Below are 13,820 nucleotides of genomic sequence, written 5' to 3'. Positions count from 1 at the left end.
GGAGGAACACAAATGATTTCAGTAAACGATTTCCGTACAGGTCTAACAATTGTTGTAGATGGCCAATTATACCGCGTGTTAGATTTCCAACACGTTAAACCAGGTAAAGGTGCTGCGTTCGTACGTTCTAAATTACGTAATCTACGTAACGGTTCAGTAAATGAAAAAACTTTCCGTGCTGGTGAGAAAGTTGAAAAAGCACAAATTGATAACCGTAAAATGCAATACCTTTATGCACAAGGTGACGAGCATGTTTTCATGGACTTAGAATCATATGAGCAAACTGAACTTTCTTCAGCTGCTATTGAATATGAATTAAAATTCCTAAAAGAAAACATGGAAGTGCATATCCAATCATACCAAGGTGAAATGTTGGGTGTTGAATTACCAAACACTGTAACGCTAGAAGTAACAGAAACAGAGCCTGGTATTAAAGGCGATACAGCTTCAGGTGGTACAAAACCTGCAACTCTTGAAACAGGTCTTATTGTACAAGTGCCATTCTTCGTTAACCAAGGTGACATGTTAGTAATCAATACTGAAGAAGCTTCTTACGTTTCTCGTGGGTAATGAATAAAAATATCCGACCTACTCTTTTTTAAAAAGGGTAGGTTTTTTATTATACATATAAGGTAGAGATAGTTCCCTTTTACTAATAGAAAAATTTGTTTCTATTATTTTGTGTGGTCATAATTGGTAGATTTGTTTACAATAAAAGTAAGGAGTGAATGCTATGCTACAAACAAATTTTGACATACCCTATCCAATAATACAGGCGCCGATGGCTGGTGTAACTACGCCAAAATTTGTGGCTGCCTGTGCAGAACAAGGTGTTTTAGGCTCGATTGGAGCGGGCTATTTAGATGGTGAGCAAACAAAAAGCTTTATTCAGGAAGTTAAAAAGCTAACGAAAAAGCCATTTGCGATTAATTTATTTGTACAAGAAGAACCACGTATTGATATAGATGTTCTTCAAAAAGCTCGAATGGCTTTACAACCGTTTTATGATGAACTTGGACTATCACCTGTACAAAGTGTCATGTCCAAGGAAGTATTTGAAGAGCAGGTACAAGCAGTTCTTGATGAAAATGTAGCCATTTGTTCCTTTACATTTGGTATTCCTTCAGAAGATGTCATTCATCGTTTAAAGGACAACCAAGTTTATGTTATTGGTACAGCTACTACACTAGAGGAAGCAAAGCTTGTAGAACAAGCAGGAATGCAAGCTGTTGTTCTTCAGGGTGGCGAAGCTGGAGGTCATCGTGGTTCCTTCACTGAACCTATGCAATTAATTGATTTGCATGATTTATTGCAGCAAGTAGTAGGACAAATTTCCATACCGATTATTGCTGCTGGAGGCATTGTTACAAAGGAGGATGTAAGCAAAGCGCTAGCAATGGGTGCACAAGCGGTTCAAATTGGTACAGCCTTACTAGTAGCAGATGAGTGTGAAATTTCACCTCTTTATAAAAATGCCTTACTTCAATCGGAAGCACATCAGACGACGATTACACGTGCTTTTTCTGGGAAACCAGCAAGAGGCTTAGCAAATGGTTTTACGGAACGTATGAAGGATGCTACGGTAGCCCCTTATCCATTGCAAAATGATCTAACTACAACTATTCGTAAAGAAGGCGCAAAACAGGGCAAAGCCGATTATTTATCGATGTGGATGGGCGAAAAGAGCTATTTAGTGAAACAACCAGGTACTGTGAAAAGCATCATTGAAAAGCTACTTTAACTTCTTTTAGTAAATGTTTTCGTAGCGCAAGTGAACCGGCAGATACAAAACGTTTTCCTTTTATAGGTGGTACTGAAAGAAGTTCAGCTTACGGGTCTTTGGGCTGCACAAAGCCGACCCTGAACACCATGGTGACGAGGCGTCATTAATTTCATAAAAATACTAAGGTCTCTATACGTAAGTATGGAGGTCTTTTTTTTGTGGTAGCGACATATATTGCTGTACACGAGGGGGCGTATGAAATGGAATTACAAGACGTATTAAGAGTCGCGGGAGTGGGACTAGTAGTTGCGCTTCTTCATGTCTTCTTTGATCAAACAGGAAAGAAAGAATTTTCATTTTTCCTATTTTTCATTGCCTATTTATATATGACAGCGGAATTACTGCGGTTTTTACGTCTATTTTTTAATGAGATCCTTACATTCTTTCAATGGCTGACCTCATCAGGGTAGGTAAATGGAAATTGTCATCGTTGCTGTTGTCATGCTGCTTTTATTATTGCTTATAAAAGAAGTCATACGGCCACTCCATGCGCTAATTAGTGTAATGTTTTCGTTTTTGCTTTTCGGTATGTTGTTTTCGACACTCTTATTGCCATTCATCAAGCAATTACTTGAGACATTAGCATTTTTGCCTTATGCAAAAGCCATTGTGGTAAGTGCTAGTCTTTTTTATATCGGGCAATGGGTGTCGATGTTACTAGTAGAACAAAACTATAAAGTACTCGGGCACATCGTCTATGATGGGGTCAAAATTGTTATTTTGTTGTACTGGTTTAAGGAGTTTTTGGCTGTTTTACAGGAGGTGTCGGCCATTTTACAACGGCTAAACTAAGGGGCGAAGACAGTGCTAGAGCAAATATTTTCGTTTTTAACGGATCCATTCTTTCTATTGCTAAAGATGACGCTTATTTTATGTGGCTACGTTATTATTATTTTGATTATCAATATGATTTTACCAGAATTTGAAAAAGGGACAAGGATACTTTTTTTTCTTATAGTCCTTGCAACAATAGGACCTGTCGTTGTGGATTCATTTAAATTAATAGACGAAATCGCAAAGGGACTTGCTCATATTTTTACTGCATTTTATCCCATTCTTACTTCAAGTTTTCTTTTATCAAGCAGCATTACAGCGATTGCTTCTTGGCAGCCTTTTTTACTTTTTTTTGTACAAGTATTAACGATTATTAGTAGTAAATGGCTTATTCCGGGAGTTCTTCTTGCCATTGTTTTTGATGTTTGCAGTGTTATCGTTAAAGAAATTTCGTTTACGAGAATTGCTGAATTGATTCGTTTTACCATTATGAGCATCGTCTCTGCATCAGTTATTTGTTACATCATTTTAATGTCGGCGAGTGGTGTTGCGGCTTTTAGTGTCAACGCAGCTGTTGCAGAGCCTGTGAAAAAATTAATAGAGGAAAATATTCCAGTTGTCGGTTCCTTTATAGTAGATAGTTTCTCAATGTTCCAGCATATGACACAATTTTCTTCTTCTATTAGTAGTATTACTGCGTTTATAGCGGTTATTACTGTGTCGTTCATTCCTACAGTGCAGCTTGTTGTTGCAGCCTATTCGTTGAAAATGTTAGCTGCTATTTTAGAGCCAATCGCCTTTGATGATATTTGTAGACTTCTAGATCATGTTAGTAAATCTCTATTTACATTATGTGCTGTATCATTTCTAATTGCTTTTTCGTTTATGTTTTCTTGTTTATTCCTCATCGTTTTTGTGCAAGTCATGGCTGGAGGGAGATAAATTGATTCTTTTATTAGCAATTCTCTTTATTTGTCAGATATTCGCGTTTCTAACAGACGATAAAGAAATAATTTCACTTACAAAGCTTGTCATTACGTTAGTATTTTTGCAATTGCTATTAAAGATTCCATTTATCAATTCATAGGAGGAAACAAGCGTACATACACTTGAAAAAGAGAAGAGATGAAAGGAGGCAATGTACAAGTGATGTGGAAAAGAAACCAAAAAAAACAACGTCATTTTTAGTCTTAATGCTGATCGCTGCCTCCGTGGGAATTTTCATCATTTTACCAATGTATCAAACGAATACAACGAATGGGCAAGTATCACCGAAAACCAATGAAGAAAAACTTGAACAGACATTGAAGGCTATGAAAGGTGTTGGGGAGGTAAAAGTCTATTTTTATTACGGAGATATGACAGATGAGAAGGATGACAATCAACTTTTCAGTCAATATTTTCGAGGGACTGAACAAGGCACGAAAGAAGTAACTGGGATACTAATTGTTTCAAAAGGAGCATCAGATATCTTTGTTAAAAATGAAATGCGTGCGGTTGTTAGTCAAGTAATGCAATTACCGATTCATCGAATTATTATCGTTCCAATGGAAAATAAGGAGGAAAAGTAAATGCGCGTACGTAGAAGAACAGTTTGGTTTATGACATTATTAAGTTTAGTAGCGGTTATTTCAGTGTATTATTTGGTTGATCCAGCAAAACAATTTAATGGACTAACTATTTTCACAGATGACGCATTACAGCAAACTGCAGTAACAGGCGTGACTGATCAAGAAGCAACGAAAGATGGAGAGACGAAGGAAGTATCTTCTCCAAGCCATTTATTTGAAGAGATGCGCATGCAAGTTAGTGATGAAAGAAGCCAGCTTCGTTCGCAATTAGAGCAGAAAATCGGTTCGCAAGATTATACAGCAGAAGATAAAAGTAAAGCTTATAATGAGATGGATAGCCTTATAAAACAAGAATCCTCTGAAGCAATGTTAGAAATGCTTATTAAATCTTTAGGTTATTCCGATGCATTTGTACGAGCAGACGGTGATAAAGTACAGGTAACTGTTATGGCGGAGGAGCTATCAAAAGCTCAAGCAAATGAAATTATTTATTTAGTGAGAACAGAAATGGAAGGCGCAAATGACGTACTAGTAAAATTCAGTGCAAATAGTAATAATTAAAAATAACAAGAAAAATACTAATATTCTGTTTATTTTAAATCATTGTTATATATCAGTATAATGAAAAGGCTTTCGTTTAGTAAAAGAAAGCCTTTTGTTTTGTTCATATTTACTTAATTTGCATTAAAGTATTTCAAATTGTTCGAAAAAAATATAGAATAGTGCTTGTAGTAGATTTTATTTCATAAGGAGAGTTAGGAAAATGTTCAAAATTCAAGAAATTCGTGAAATCATTAAATTGGTAGATTCTTCTTCAATTGACGAGTTCGTTTATGAAGCAGATGGGGCAAAAGTTAAATTAAAAAAGAATGGTGTTGTTGTTACTGAAACTGTAGCACCTAAAAAAGAAGTAGTGGCACCTGTTGTACAACAATCTGCACCAGCAGCGGCCTCTGTAGCACCAGCTACTCCTGCTCCAGCAAAAGCTGAAGAAGCATCAGCTGCAGCACTAGTAAATAACGACCCATCGTTACATAAAATTGTATCTCCGATGGTCGGTACTTTTTATCAATCTCCAAACCCAGATTCACCAGCTTACGTTAAAGTGGGGGACAAAGTTGGTAATGAAACAATCGTATGTATCGTAGAAGCTATGAAACTATTCAACGAAATTGAAGCAGAAGTTCAAGGGGAAATCGTTGAAGTACTAGTTAAAGACGGTGAATTAGTAGAATACGGACAACCATTATTCCTTGTAAAAGCTGAGTAAGGAGTGCACAATATGAAAAAAGTTTTAATTGCAAACCGCGGCGAAATCGCTGTGCGTATCATTCGTGCTTGTAAAGAGTTAGGCATTCAATCTGTTGCCGTATACTCAGAAGCAGACGCAGACGCATTACATGTGAAATTAGCAGACGAAGCATATTGCATCGGACCAAAGTTATCAAAAGATTCATATCTGAGCTTCCCAGCTTTACTGAGCGTAGCAGAAAAAACAGGTGCAGACGGTATCCATCCAGGTTACGGTTTCGTATCTGAAAACGCTGACTTCGCTGAAGCTTGTGAAAATGCAGGCATTAAATTCATTGGACCTTCATCAGATTCAATTAAAATTATGGGTATTAAAGATGTTGCACGTACAACAATGGAAGCAGCAGGTGTTCCACTTGTTCCGGGGACTGGTATTGTTCCAGATATCGAAACAGGTAAAGAATGGGCTGCTAAAATTGGGTACCCAGTTATCATCAAAGCAACTGCTGGTGGTGGCGGTAAAGGTATCCGTGTAGCGCGTACAGAAGAAGACCTTGTAAAAGGCATTGAAATTACGCAAAAAGAGGCTGCTGCAGCATTCGGTAACCCTGGCGTATATTTAGAAAAATTCATCGAGTACTTCCGTCACTGTGAAATCCAAGTATTAGCGGATGGCTATGGTAACGTTGTACATTTAGGTGAACGTGACTGTACAGTTCAACGTCGTATGCAGAAATTAGTAGAGGAAGCTCCGTCTCCAGCGCTATCTTCAGAGCGTCGTGCTGAGATGGGTGCGGCTGCCGTTAAAGCTGCACAAGCTTGTAACTATGAAGGTGCTGGAACAATCGAGTTTATTTATGACTATAGAGAAGATAAATTCTACTTCATGGAAATGAATACTCGTATTCAAGTAGAACACCCAGTAACTGAAATGATTTCAGGTGTTGATCTTGTACAACAACAATTAAAAATTGCATCTGGTGAAAAACTTCCTTTCACTCAAGATGATATTCAATTAAATGGATGGGCAATTGAATGCCGTATTAACGCAGAAAATGCTTATAAAAACTTCATGCCATCAGCTGGTACTGTAGATACTTATGTAACTCCAGGTGGCTACGGTGTACGTATTGACTCTGCAGTATATGCTGGTTATACAATCCCACCATACTATGATTCTATGGTTGCAAAATTAATTGTTCATGCCAATACACGTGAAGAAGCGATTGCGAAAATGAATCGTGCGCTTAGCGAATTCGAAGTATCTGGTCCTGGGATCAATACAACAATTCCATTCCACCAAGCATTGATGAACAATGACGTGTTCAAATCAGCACAATTCAATACGAAGTTCCTAGAAGAGAATGATGTATTGGGGACAAGCAAGTAAGGCGTATCAACGGTTTAACCGTCGCGGCTAATAGTCGGAAAGCTTGCGAAATAGTTTTGCGATATTTGTCAGCGGAATAGAATTAGGAATAAAACAAAACGGAATATCCGATTTTTAGACCCTTTAACGAAACCGATTCGTTAGGGGGTCTTTTTTGTGCGTAAAAATAGTCAACGTACCGGTATTTTCGATTTAGAAAATATGAATCCGATCGAACTAAAAATGATTAAATGAAAATAATGAGCCGCTAATTGCAGCGCCGACAATTATGATTGATGTTAATTCAGTTCGTTTAAAAGGTAATCGTATTCGTACGTATTCGGCGCTAATCATCGTTAAAGAACAAATGCGCTTATCGGGTATACGCAAACAAACGATTAAAGAATACGACTACAATTTTAGGTGGTAATTAACGAATATGAATGTTGAATATTTAGACGAAATAACAGCGGAAACATTATTCGGATTTATTTCATCATTAGGCAAGGCAATGTAAAAGACGTTACAAAGCAAAGTAAATTAAGCGTGATAAAAGCGATATTAAATCGCATGTTCGATAACGATTGGATTGAGCGTTTTTGGAAAGAGTGCAAGCGGTTAATAGCAGAGTATACGAAAAAAGTAGCCGACCAAATAACGGAAATTGTTATTGCAGATAGTAGTGACTACTTAAATAACTACGAGGCTGTATCCACGGAGAAAGGTGCATGGAGAACGATTGTAATGCGTCTATCAAATACCGCACTTAAAACAATTCCGATTTTCGATCATATGCATGTAGTTTGTTCAGACTTTTATCGTGCTTTGATAGTTGATGGTCAGGAGTTAGTGATTGGAGGTATTCCAGCATGAACAAGGAGGTGCGCGTAAAGCGTAAGTACAGCCGTTTGAGCGTGAATATAAGAAGGCGTACATTAAGTTACTAACGAAAGTAGCAGCCAATTCAGCAAAGCAAGTAGACGCATATTTTTTCGGTGAAGAAGGAGAGGAGGGTGAACTTTGAGTGTGGTACTACGGTACGACAGCGTTTTCTATCGCAATAGCTTTGTTTATATATGTAAATGATGTATTAATCAACATTCCGAATAAACATCTATTAAATTGTTACGCATTTAATAGATGAAAAGTCAAATGGTCCCTCGGGCCAACTAGTAGAGTCATATATAACGCTGATCCTGCGCCAACAGGACCGGCAAATATTCGCTAGAGCTTGTGCCAACAAGCGATAGTAGAGGTCTTTGCACAAATATTGACCAAAATAAAACTAGAGGCGGCTAAAAACGTCTCTAGTCATTTTTAAATATTAGTTTTCGTGATTTTACATCATAAATTTCATAACCCATATTAAACATATTGTCTTTTGTAACTGTCAACCTACAATAGTAAGGAATTGACTTACCATAAGCATTCATTTCAGGGATATCGAAAGAGGTATATTGTTCACCAGTTTCGATCATTTCAAAAGTTGCTGATGTACGGTGTCCGAATGAACCAACTTCAATTGTACAATCTCCACTAATAACGTCATAATCTTTTTGAATAACTGACTTTAGACTTGGTAGGGTAATCGCTAACAACGCAACACCTACTAAAAAAGCCAGAAGAGACTTAAATCCATCAAAGGATAGAAGTTCTTTGTCTTGATACATAAAAATTAATAATATACCTTGCGAGAGAGCAAGTATTAATCCTATTGAGAGTGCTAAATAATACAATTCTTCACTTCCTGTATAACTGTTGAATATTCCCTTGTAGCAAATTTAAAGTTAGCCTAACATATTTTATCGTTTTATTCCTTTCAAGGTAAACAGGATTATTATTCCATTAAATATTATTATTAATATTTAATTTGAATAAAGGGGTCCGAAATCGGGATATTGTTCGGGTACAGATATTAGAGGAGTTTAGCGCCTTTATTTCGCCTTTATAAAAGTGGATAAAAGCGGTTTTAAATCGCAAGTCGACATATTTATCACGCATATGTTAGAACGTCTAAAATAAAGGAGGATTGAACGTTTAAGTAAAAAGGAATTAATTTTTTCGAAAAGTTGTCTCAAAATAGGACGTTTTAGTGTGCAGTATATAGTAAAACGAAAATTTTATAAAAAGTGATATCGATTTTTAATTTTGATCCCCTATGTACTGTGTAGAGAGAAATTTATCGGAAATATGTCCGAAACTGAATTTTTATTCGGGTATACAAGGTAGAAGGCAATGCCATCGATCAGTCGGCGATCATATACCAAATAAAAACTAATTAACTAAGGGAGAGATTTATATGACAGAAACTCAAAAGCAACAAAGACCGTTGCCCTACGAATGGGATGTCGGACGGATAGTATGCTCAGTGACGGCCTGTGTTTTCGGTAAAAATGTAAAAATAAATATAAAGCAAGTAAGTATGAAGATAACCGTATTTTTCTTCATGAATACACCTCCTTTTAATTTTTATATTGTTCTTTTTCAAATTCTTCCTCTAGCTCTCCTGTTACTGCGTTAAACGCTAAATAAATCATATTTTCCTTGTCCTTATCCCAACCGATAACCATCACAATCGGAATGTTTTTTTTTAGGGCTTTAGTGAAACTAAAATTATATCCCTTAGCAAAAGTGTCACCTGGGTATATTTTGGTGATTTTTTGTCCCTTTTTTAGTAATTCAGGCGTGTCATACTTAAATTCTTCCACTTTAGCGATAAAGTAACTTTTGGGCATAACTTCTAATCCAGTAGGAACATGCGCCTTTTCATTTACCTTTCCGTCTCGTATAGTTACTAGATAAAAATCTGTTTTACCCGGTATTCCAAATTCGATGTTCCAGTGTTTTCTTTTGCCATCCATTCCTGTTGGAGTATTATCTTTGTCAACACTATTTCCGCTAAATAACATTGCTTCTTTATTCCACTTAAGTGCCTCTTTTTGAGCGATCTCAATTGCTTCTTTTAATGTTAAGCTTATTTCAGTGTCAGGGAAAAAAGCAACTTCGGATTCTATGTTCGAATCCATCGGAGTATCCTGTATATCTTGTTCTGTACTTTGTTGACAACTAACTAAAAATAATACACAAATAAAAAGAAATAAAAAAATTTTCTTCATTAATACCTCCCTCCCATAGAAAATCAAGATTAGGTGTTATAAGAATGAATTCTACAATATTTTCCAAATACCTTCTTTTTTTAAAATTGTAACAAAGGCTCTTGTCTATTGAATTATTGAGATGTTTTTAATTTAATAGTGTCATAACTCAACAGTTTCGACCCCTTTTTGAAGCATATTATTTGAATATGTTATAATCAAATTTATGGAGAAATGTACACTATCGTGCTGTTAAAAGAGATAGGAGGCAGATGATGAATAACGAATATTTCGTAGGTTGGGGTACATTGGCATTGATAAATGCTGCACTTGCACAAGGGAAGAATAGAACGGGGTTAAATTGGTTTTTACTTTCTCTTTTATTAGGTCCATTTGCAACACTAATTTTGTTATTTGTTGAAAAGAGACAGTAACGCTACATATTCATAATTGATATAAATAATAAAGCGGAAAGCGTAGAAATGTAGACTTACGCATATTCAATTATTTGGTTTTTTAATAAATGTAAGTCGATTTTAGATCGGCTTATTTAATAGTGTCATAACTCAAACCTTCTAACTTTTATTAGTTAGGAGGTTTTTTTTATGTCCAAAAAACGGAGAATAGAGATAAGTCTTTTCTAAGAGTTTGCTACCGTTGTTATAACTTTAAGCTTAATCGTATTGCCTGTACCCAAAAGTCAAATTCATTGTTGCGCAATTCCCATTCCTTCGCCAATTCATGATTTTCTATGTTACAATGTTTGATAGATGGAATTTTCAGTTATTTAAGGAGTGGTTTAAACGGCAATGAAAAAATTGTTATTTTTAGCACTTTTGTCAGTGTTTCTTTTAACAGCGTGTAATTCACCAACGTTAAGTATTAGTGAAATTGAGATTGTTCCAGATAAAGTGCGTGAGGTAATTGATGAAAAATATACACTTCAAAAAATCAATGTAGTAGATAAGGAAATTTTTTATATCGTTTTTCGGTCAAAAGGAACAGTTACATCAGACCTTGAAACGCAAGGTCATACATTAATAATAAAGTTAGATGTTACGAATCAACAGGATAATGCAATAAAACAACATGTTTATAAATTAACGTTAGATCCGAACCTTGATACGATTGATATTCACATCAATGGTAAATCTACATCTATTGATAATGTAGCAGGGATAAAAGAAGGCAATTAAGGACTTTTCAACAGCCATCACAAAAAAATAAAGAGCCGTTTACAAATAATAGGGAGATTGTATGGAGGGATTTGAACTTTCATTTAAAAACAAAGCAGTACGAGTTTGGTTTTGTACGATGCTACCTGCAATTATTTTAACTATTGTCCTTAATATTGTTTTGCCCAATGAGCAAAGTAGATATGTTTCATTAGGTTTATCACTAGTTACAATCTTATACTTTGTCTGGTTTATGATTTATTCTAAAACGAAACGCAAATAAAATGGCGAATAAAAATATTCATAGTCTTCGCTTTTTATTTTTATCGATAAACTTTGTTAATTTATCGAATAAGATTTTGGAATTATCGCCCAACTTTCTTAATTTGTCGACATAAACCAGATCCAAATAAATTAAAGCGTCTTTACGAAGCCAAACTTTCCTTTTTATAGTATAATAAGCGTAAGAACAGCATTTATTTGTGATGTGTAAGGGAAAGGATGATATTTGTATGGCAGAGAAAGTAGGACAATCTTTCGTACAACCAACACCTTCTGGTAAAGAAGAACTTGGGAAAATTGAAGTAGCAGCGGAAGTAATCGAGGTTGTTGCTGGAATCGCAGTGAACGAGGTAGAAGGGGTCGCTGCAACTCGCGGTAATATTGCTACGGGCGTAGTTGAACGCTTCGGTAAAAAAGTTCACAATAAAGGCATTAAATCGGGTGTTACTGAAACTGGTGAGATTGCCATTGATGTATTTTGCTCTGTAAAATATGGTTATACAATCCCAAAAGTGGCGAAGGAAGTTCAAACTCAAATTCGCCAAGCGATTTTTAATATGACTGCACTTGAAACAGCTGAAGTGAATGTCCATATTACTGGCATTCTCTTTGAAAAAGAAGAAGTAGCTGTGCAAGAATAAAAAGAAGGGTTGCCTTTTTCAGGGCAACCCTTCTTTTTTACGTTATTCACGGAAATTGTTCAGCAGTGATTAGTATAGCTATTTTATTATATTTCAATATGCTTTGGCTTTCTCCAGAACAAAGCAAGGATAACGCCGAGTGTTAAAACAATTGTTGCAAAGTAATACGGATAGTTCAAATTGATATCGAATAATACCCCACCTAAAATAGGGCCGAATATATTTCCAAGACTTGTAAACATGGAGTTCATGCCACCAACGAATCCTTGTTCATTACCAGCAATTTTAGATAAATAAGAGGTAACGGCAGGACGAATTAAATCGAAGCCGACGAAAATAAAGAATGTGACAAATAATATTGCGAAATAGTGGCTTACAAATGTCATAGCAAATGTTAAAACAGCAGATAGGACGAGTGAATAACGGATAAGATTAATCTCGCCCATTTTCTTTGTCAGCCAATCGAATAATACTAGCTGAGCAAGAGCCCCAACTACTCCGCTTCCCGTAATAATAATCGCTATATCTGAAGGTGTAAATGCGAATTTATGATCTACAAATAGACTAAATAACGATTCAAATGCAGCTAAACCAAATGATAGTACGAAAATAAGCACGAATGGAATTAGGTATAGTGGGCTAAAAATACGCTTTACACTGCCTAAAATTGATGGTGCAGACTGTTCATCATCATCAGCGCGTGTCGGTTCTTTTAGTAAAATAAATGACAAGAGCGCTGCTAAAAACCCGAGTATACCAGCGGCATAAAATGGTATGCGCGTTCCGAATTCGGCTAAAAATCCACCGATACCAGGTCCGATAATAAAGCCAGTACTAATCGCTGCACTCATATAACCCAAAGCCTTTGGACGTTGTGACAAGGTTGTAATATCAGCGATATATGCAGTTACCGCAGGCATGATGAAAGCAGCACTGATACCACCTAACATACGTGAGATAAAGAGTATTTCAACTGAGCGTCCAAGACCAAATAATAGCTCTGAAAAACCGAATATAAATAGACCCGCAACGATCATAATTTTACGGCCAATGGTGTCCACCATTTTACCAGAAATCGGTGAGACGATAAGTTGAGTGATAGCAAACGCGGCCACCATATAACCAACGACAGAGCCTGAAATTTTTAGCTCATTCATGAGTGTTGGTAGTACAGGTATAACTAAACCAATACCTAAAAAGGCAATGAATAAATTCGATAATAAAATACTTAAGGTTAATAGTTGTTTCTTATTCATACTGTTCTCCTTCAATCTTTCACGATACATGAATCAAAATCTACTAGAATATTTCCACGTAATACAATAAACCCTATAGTAACTATAGGGTCAAAAGATTTGTTTTAACTTTTTTCAACCGGTTCGGGACGCAATTACCTATGCTCCATTAATTTTTATAGTGTGGAAGTATTCGTTCGCAGTTATACAAAGTGTTTTATTTCTTTCATGCTACGATGTTAATGGAGCATGCATAGTTATTTTTCTAAGTTCATTTATAAAATGCCTTTACTAGTAAGAGCTAAAGAAATTTCGGATCGCATCAAAACGAATTTTATGTTTACAATCATCGCAGGAAAATAGGTGTGATTTGCGTTCTTTGAATTGTTTATATTGTTCCTCGCCTTCATATAACTAGAAAGTTCTTTTGCAGCTTGTACATGTAACTTCATATTGCATAATGAATACCTCAAAAGATAACAACTAATTTTCTTAATTATAACATTCTTGGTATTTAAATAATAAAGGTTGATTTTAAATTTCAATATATTTCTTAGTAAAGTTAATTGCAGGGTGTTAAAATAAGCAAAAACTTGCTTGAAAAAGGTATCAGATTATTTAAAACTTGCTTGAATTCGTGTTTC

19 protein-coding genes are annotated in these 13,820 nt (G+C 35.8%); 16 read left to right on the top strand and 3 right to left on the bottom strand.

All coding sequences use genetic code 11. The features are described from left to right. The first annotated feature begins 12 nt into the window (after window positions 1-12). From efp to AC3WSO_RS15900, 12 genes are all read left to right on the top strand, one after another. A complete protein-coding gene (efp, locus tag AC3WSO_RS15955; protein ID WP_492532174.1) occupies window positions 13-570 on the top strand; it encodes an elongation factor P in 558 nt (185 codons plus the stop codon). 163 nt (window positions 571-733) lie between these two features. Continuing rightward, on the top strand, window positions 734-1,741 hold the full coding sequence (locus tag AC3WSO_RS15950; RefSeq protein ID WP_492532172.1) for an NAD(P)H-dependent flavin oxidoreductase: 1,008 nt from the start codon (window positions 734-736) through the stop codon (window positions 1,739-1,741). A gap of 242 nt (window positions 1,742-1,983) precedes the next feature. Then, a complete protein-coding gene (locus tag AC3WSO_RS15945; RefSeq protein WP_012295089.1) occupies window positions 1,984-2,193 on the top strand; it encodes a hypothetical protein in 210 nt (69 codons plus the stop codon). Between the two features lie 4 nt (window positions 2,194-2,197). Further along, on the top strand, window positions 2,198-2,575 hold the full coding sequence (locus tag AC3WSO_RS15940; protein ID WP_492532170.1) for a hypothetical protein: 378 nt from the start codon (window positions 2,198-2,200) through the stop codon (window positions 2,573-2,575). A 12-nt stretch (window positions 2,576-2,587) separates the two neighbouring features. After that, window positions 2,588-3,499: a stage III sporulation protein AE gene (locus AC3WSO_RS15935; RefSeq protein ID WP_492532169.1), complete on the top strand. Its 912-nt coding sequence runs from the start codon at window positions 2,588-2,590 to the stop codon at window positions 3,497-3,499. 1 nt (window position 3,500) lies between these two features. Continuing rightward, window positions 3,501-3,644: a hypothetical protein gene (locus AC3WSO_RS15930; RefSeq protein WP_492532167.1), complete on the top strand. Its 144-nt coding sequence runs from the start codon at window positions 3,501-3,503 to the stop codon at window positions 3,642-3,644. A 22-nt stretch (window positions 3,645-3,666) separates the two neighbouring features. Next, a complete protein-coding gene (locus AC3WSO_RS15925) occupies window positions 3,667-4,128 on the top strand; it encodes a SpoIIIAG-related protein (RefSeq protein ID WP_492532165.1) in 462 nt (153 codons plus the stop codon). Continuing rightward, window positions 4,129-4,689 carry a SpoIIIAH-like family protein gene (locus AC3WSO_RS15920; RefSeq protein WP_492532163.1) on the top strand — a complete coding sequence of 187 codons (561 nt, stop codon included), beginning with the start codon at window positions 4,129-4,131 and terminating at the stop codon, window positions 4,687-4,689. Between the two features lie 202 nt (window positions 4,690-4,891). Beyond that, window positions 4,892-5,398, top strand: coding sequence for an acetyl-CoA carboxylase biotin carboxyl carrier protein (gene accB / locus AC3WSO_RS15915; protein ID WP_492532162.1), 507 nt, complete (start codon window positions 4,892-4,894; stop codon window positions 5,396-5,398). A 12-nt stretch (window positions 5,399-5,410) separates the two neighbouring features. Next, window positions 5,411-6,769 carry an acetyl-CoA carboxylase biotin carboxylase subunit gene (accC, locus tag AC3WSO_RS15910; protein ID WP_197141074.1) on the top strand — a complete coding sequence of 453 codons (1,359 nt, stop codon included), beginning with the start codon at window positions 5,411-5,413 and terminating at the stop codon, window positions 6,767-6,769. A 268-nt stretch (window positions 6,770-7,037) separates the two neighbouring features. Continuing rightward, entirely contained in the window at window positions 7,038-7,178 is a 141-nt protein-coding gene (locus tag AC3WSO_RS15905) for a hypothetical protein (RefSeq protein ID WP_492532160.1), read from the top strand. 116 nt (window positions 7,179-7,294) lie between these two features. Then, entirely contained in the window at window positions 7,295-7,621 is a 327-nt protein-coding gene (locus AC3WSO_RS15900) for a hypothetical protein (RefSeq protein WP_492532158.1), read from the top strand. A gap of 434 nt (window positions 7,622-8,055) precedes the next feature. Here AC3WSO_RS15900 and AC3WSO_RS15895 read toward each other — a convergent pair whose 3' ends face one another. Further along, a complete protein-coding gene (locus AC3WSO_RS15895; protein ID WP_492532157.1) occupies window positions 8,056-8,484 on the bottom strand; it encodes a hypothetical protein in 429 nt (142 codons plus the stop codon). A 726-nt stretch (window positions 8,485-9,210) separates the two neighbouring features. Further along, window positions 9,211-9,864, bottom strand: a complete 654-nt coding sequence (locus AC3WSO_RS15890; protein ID WP_492532155.1) for a hypothetical protein — start codon at window positions 9,862-9,864, stop codon at window positions 9,211-9,213. 254 nt (window positions 9,865-10,118) lie between these two features. Between AC3WSO_RS15890 and AC3WSO_RS15885 the strand changes: the two genes are divergently transcribed. From AC3WSO_RS15885 to AC3WSO_RS15870, 4 genes are all read left to right on the top strand, one after another. Further along, entirely contained in the window at window positions 10,119-10,277 is a 159-nt protein-coding gene (locus AC3WSO_RS15885) for a hypothetical protein (RefSeq protein ID WP_492532154.1), read from the top strand. Between the two features lie 375 nt (window positions 10,278-10,652). Continuing rightward, window positions 10,653-11,039: a putative periplasmic lipoprotein gene (locus AC3WSO_RS15880; protein ID WP_492532153.1), complete on the top strand. Its 387-nt coding sequence runs from the start codon at window positions 10,653-10,655 to the stop codon at window positions 11,037-11,039. 61 nt (window positions 11,040-11,100) lie between these two features. Further along, entirely contained in the window at window positions 11,101-11,301 is a 201-nt protein-coding gene (locus AC3WSO_RS15875) for a hypothetical protein (RefSeq protein WP_492532152.1), read from the top strand. 229 nt (window positions 11,302-11,530) lie between these two features. Next, window positions 11,531-11,941 carry an Asp23/Gls24 family envelope stress response protein gene (locus AC3WSO_RS15870; protein WP_079561806.1) on the top strand — a complete coding sequence of 137 codons (411 nt, stop codon included), beginning with the start codon at window positions 11,531-11,533 and terminating at the stop codon, window positions 11,939-11,941. Between the two features lie 86 nt (window positions 11,942-12,027). Here the strand turns inward: AC3WSO_RS15870 and AC3WSO_RS15865 are convergent, their stop codons facing one another. Continuing rightward, window positions 12,028-13,197 carry an MFS transporter gene (locus AC3WSO_RS15865; protein ID WP_492532151.1) on the bottom strand — a complete coding sequence of 390 codons (1,170 nt, stop codon included), beginning with the start codon at window positions 13,195-13,197 and terminating at the stop codon, window positions 12,028-12,030. Between the last annotated feature and the right edge of the window lie 623 nt (window positions 13,198-13,820).

The organism is Lysinibacillus sp. EB106-09-02-XG168 (assembly GCF_058791475.1).
This window is presented reverse-complemented; position numbering and strand designations above follow the sequence as displayed.

Bases quoted from the DNA above. Each gene is read 5' to 3' on its own strand.
- AC3WSO_RS15890 (WP_492532155.1), bottom strand. From the start codon at position 9,864: ATGAAGAAAATTTTTTTATTTCTTTTTATTTGTGTATTATTTTTAGTT.
- AC3WSO_RS15920 (WP_492532163.1), top strand. From the start codon at position 4,129: ATGCGCGTACGTAGAAGAACAGTTTGGTTTATGACATTATTAAGTTTA.
- AC3WSO_RS15905 (WP_492532160.1), top strand. From the start codon at position 7,038: ATGATTGATGTTAATTCAGTTCGTTTAAAAGGTAATCGTATTCGTACG.
- AC3WSO_RS15880 (WP_492532153.1), top strand. From the start codon at position 10,653: ATGAAAAAATTGTTATTTTTAGCACTTTTGTCAGTGTTTCTTTTAACA.
- AC3WSO_RS15885 (WP_492532154.1), top strand. From the start codon at position 10,119: ATGAATAACGAATATTTCGTAGGTTGGGGTACATTGGCATTGATAAAT.
- AC3WSO_RS15940 (WP_492532170.1), top strand. From the start codon at position 2,198: ATGGAAATTGTCATCGTTGCTGTTGTCATGCTGCTTTTATTATTGCTT.
- AC3WSO_RS15865 (WP_492532151.1), bottom strand. From the start codon at position 13,197: ATGAATAAGAAACAACTATTAACCTTAAGTATTTTATTATCGAATTTA.
- accC (WP_197141074.1), top strand. From the start codon at position 5,411: ATGAAAAAAGTTTTAATTGCAAACCGCGGCGAAATCGCTGTGCGTATC.
- AC3WSO_RS15870 (WP_079561806.1), top strand. From the start codon at position 11,531: ATGGCAGAGAAAGTAGGACAATCTTTCGTACAACCAACACCTTCTGGT.
- efp (WP_492532174.1), top strand. From the start codon at position 13: ATGATTTCAGTAAACGATTTCCGTACAGGTCTAACAATTGTTGTAGAT.
- accB (WP_492532162.1), top strand. From the start codon at position 4,892: ATGTTCAAAATTCAAGAAATTCGTGAAATCATTAAATTGGTAGATTCT.
- AC3WSO_RS15945 (WP_012295089.1), top strand. From the start codon at position 1,984: ATGGAATTACAAGACGTATTAAGAGTCGCGGGAGTGGGACTAGTAGTT.
- AC3WSO_RS15875 (WP_492532152.1), top strand. From the start codon at position 11,101: ATGGAGGGATTTGAACTTTCATTTAAAAACAAAGCAGTACGAGTTTGG.
- AC3WSO_RS15950 (WP_492532172.1), top strand. From the start codon at position 734: ATGCTACAAACAAATTTTGACATACCCTATCCAATAATACAGGCGCCG.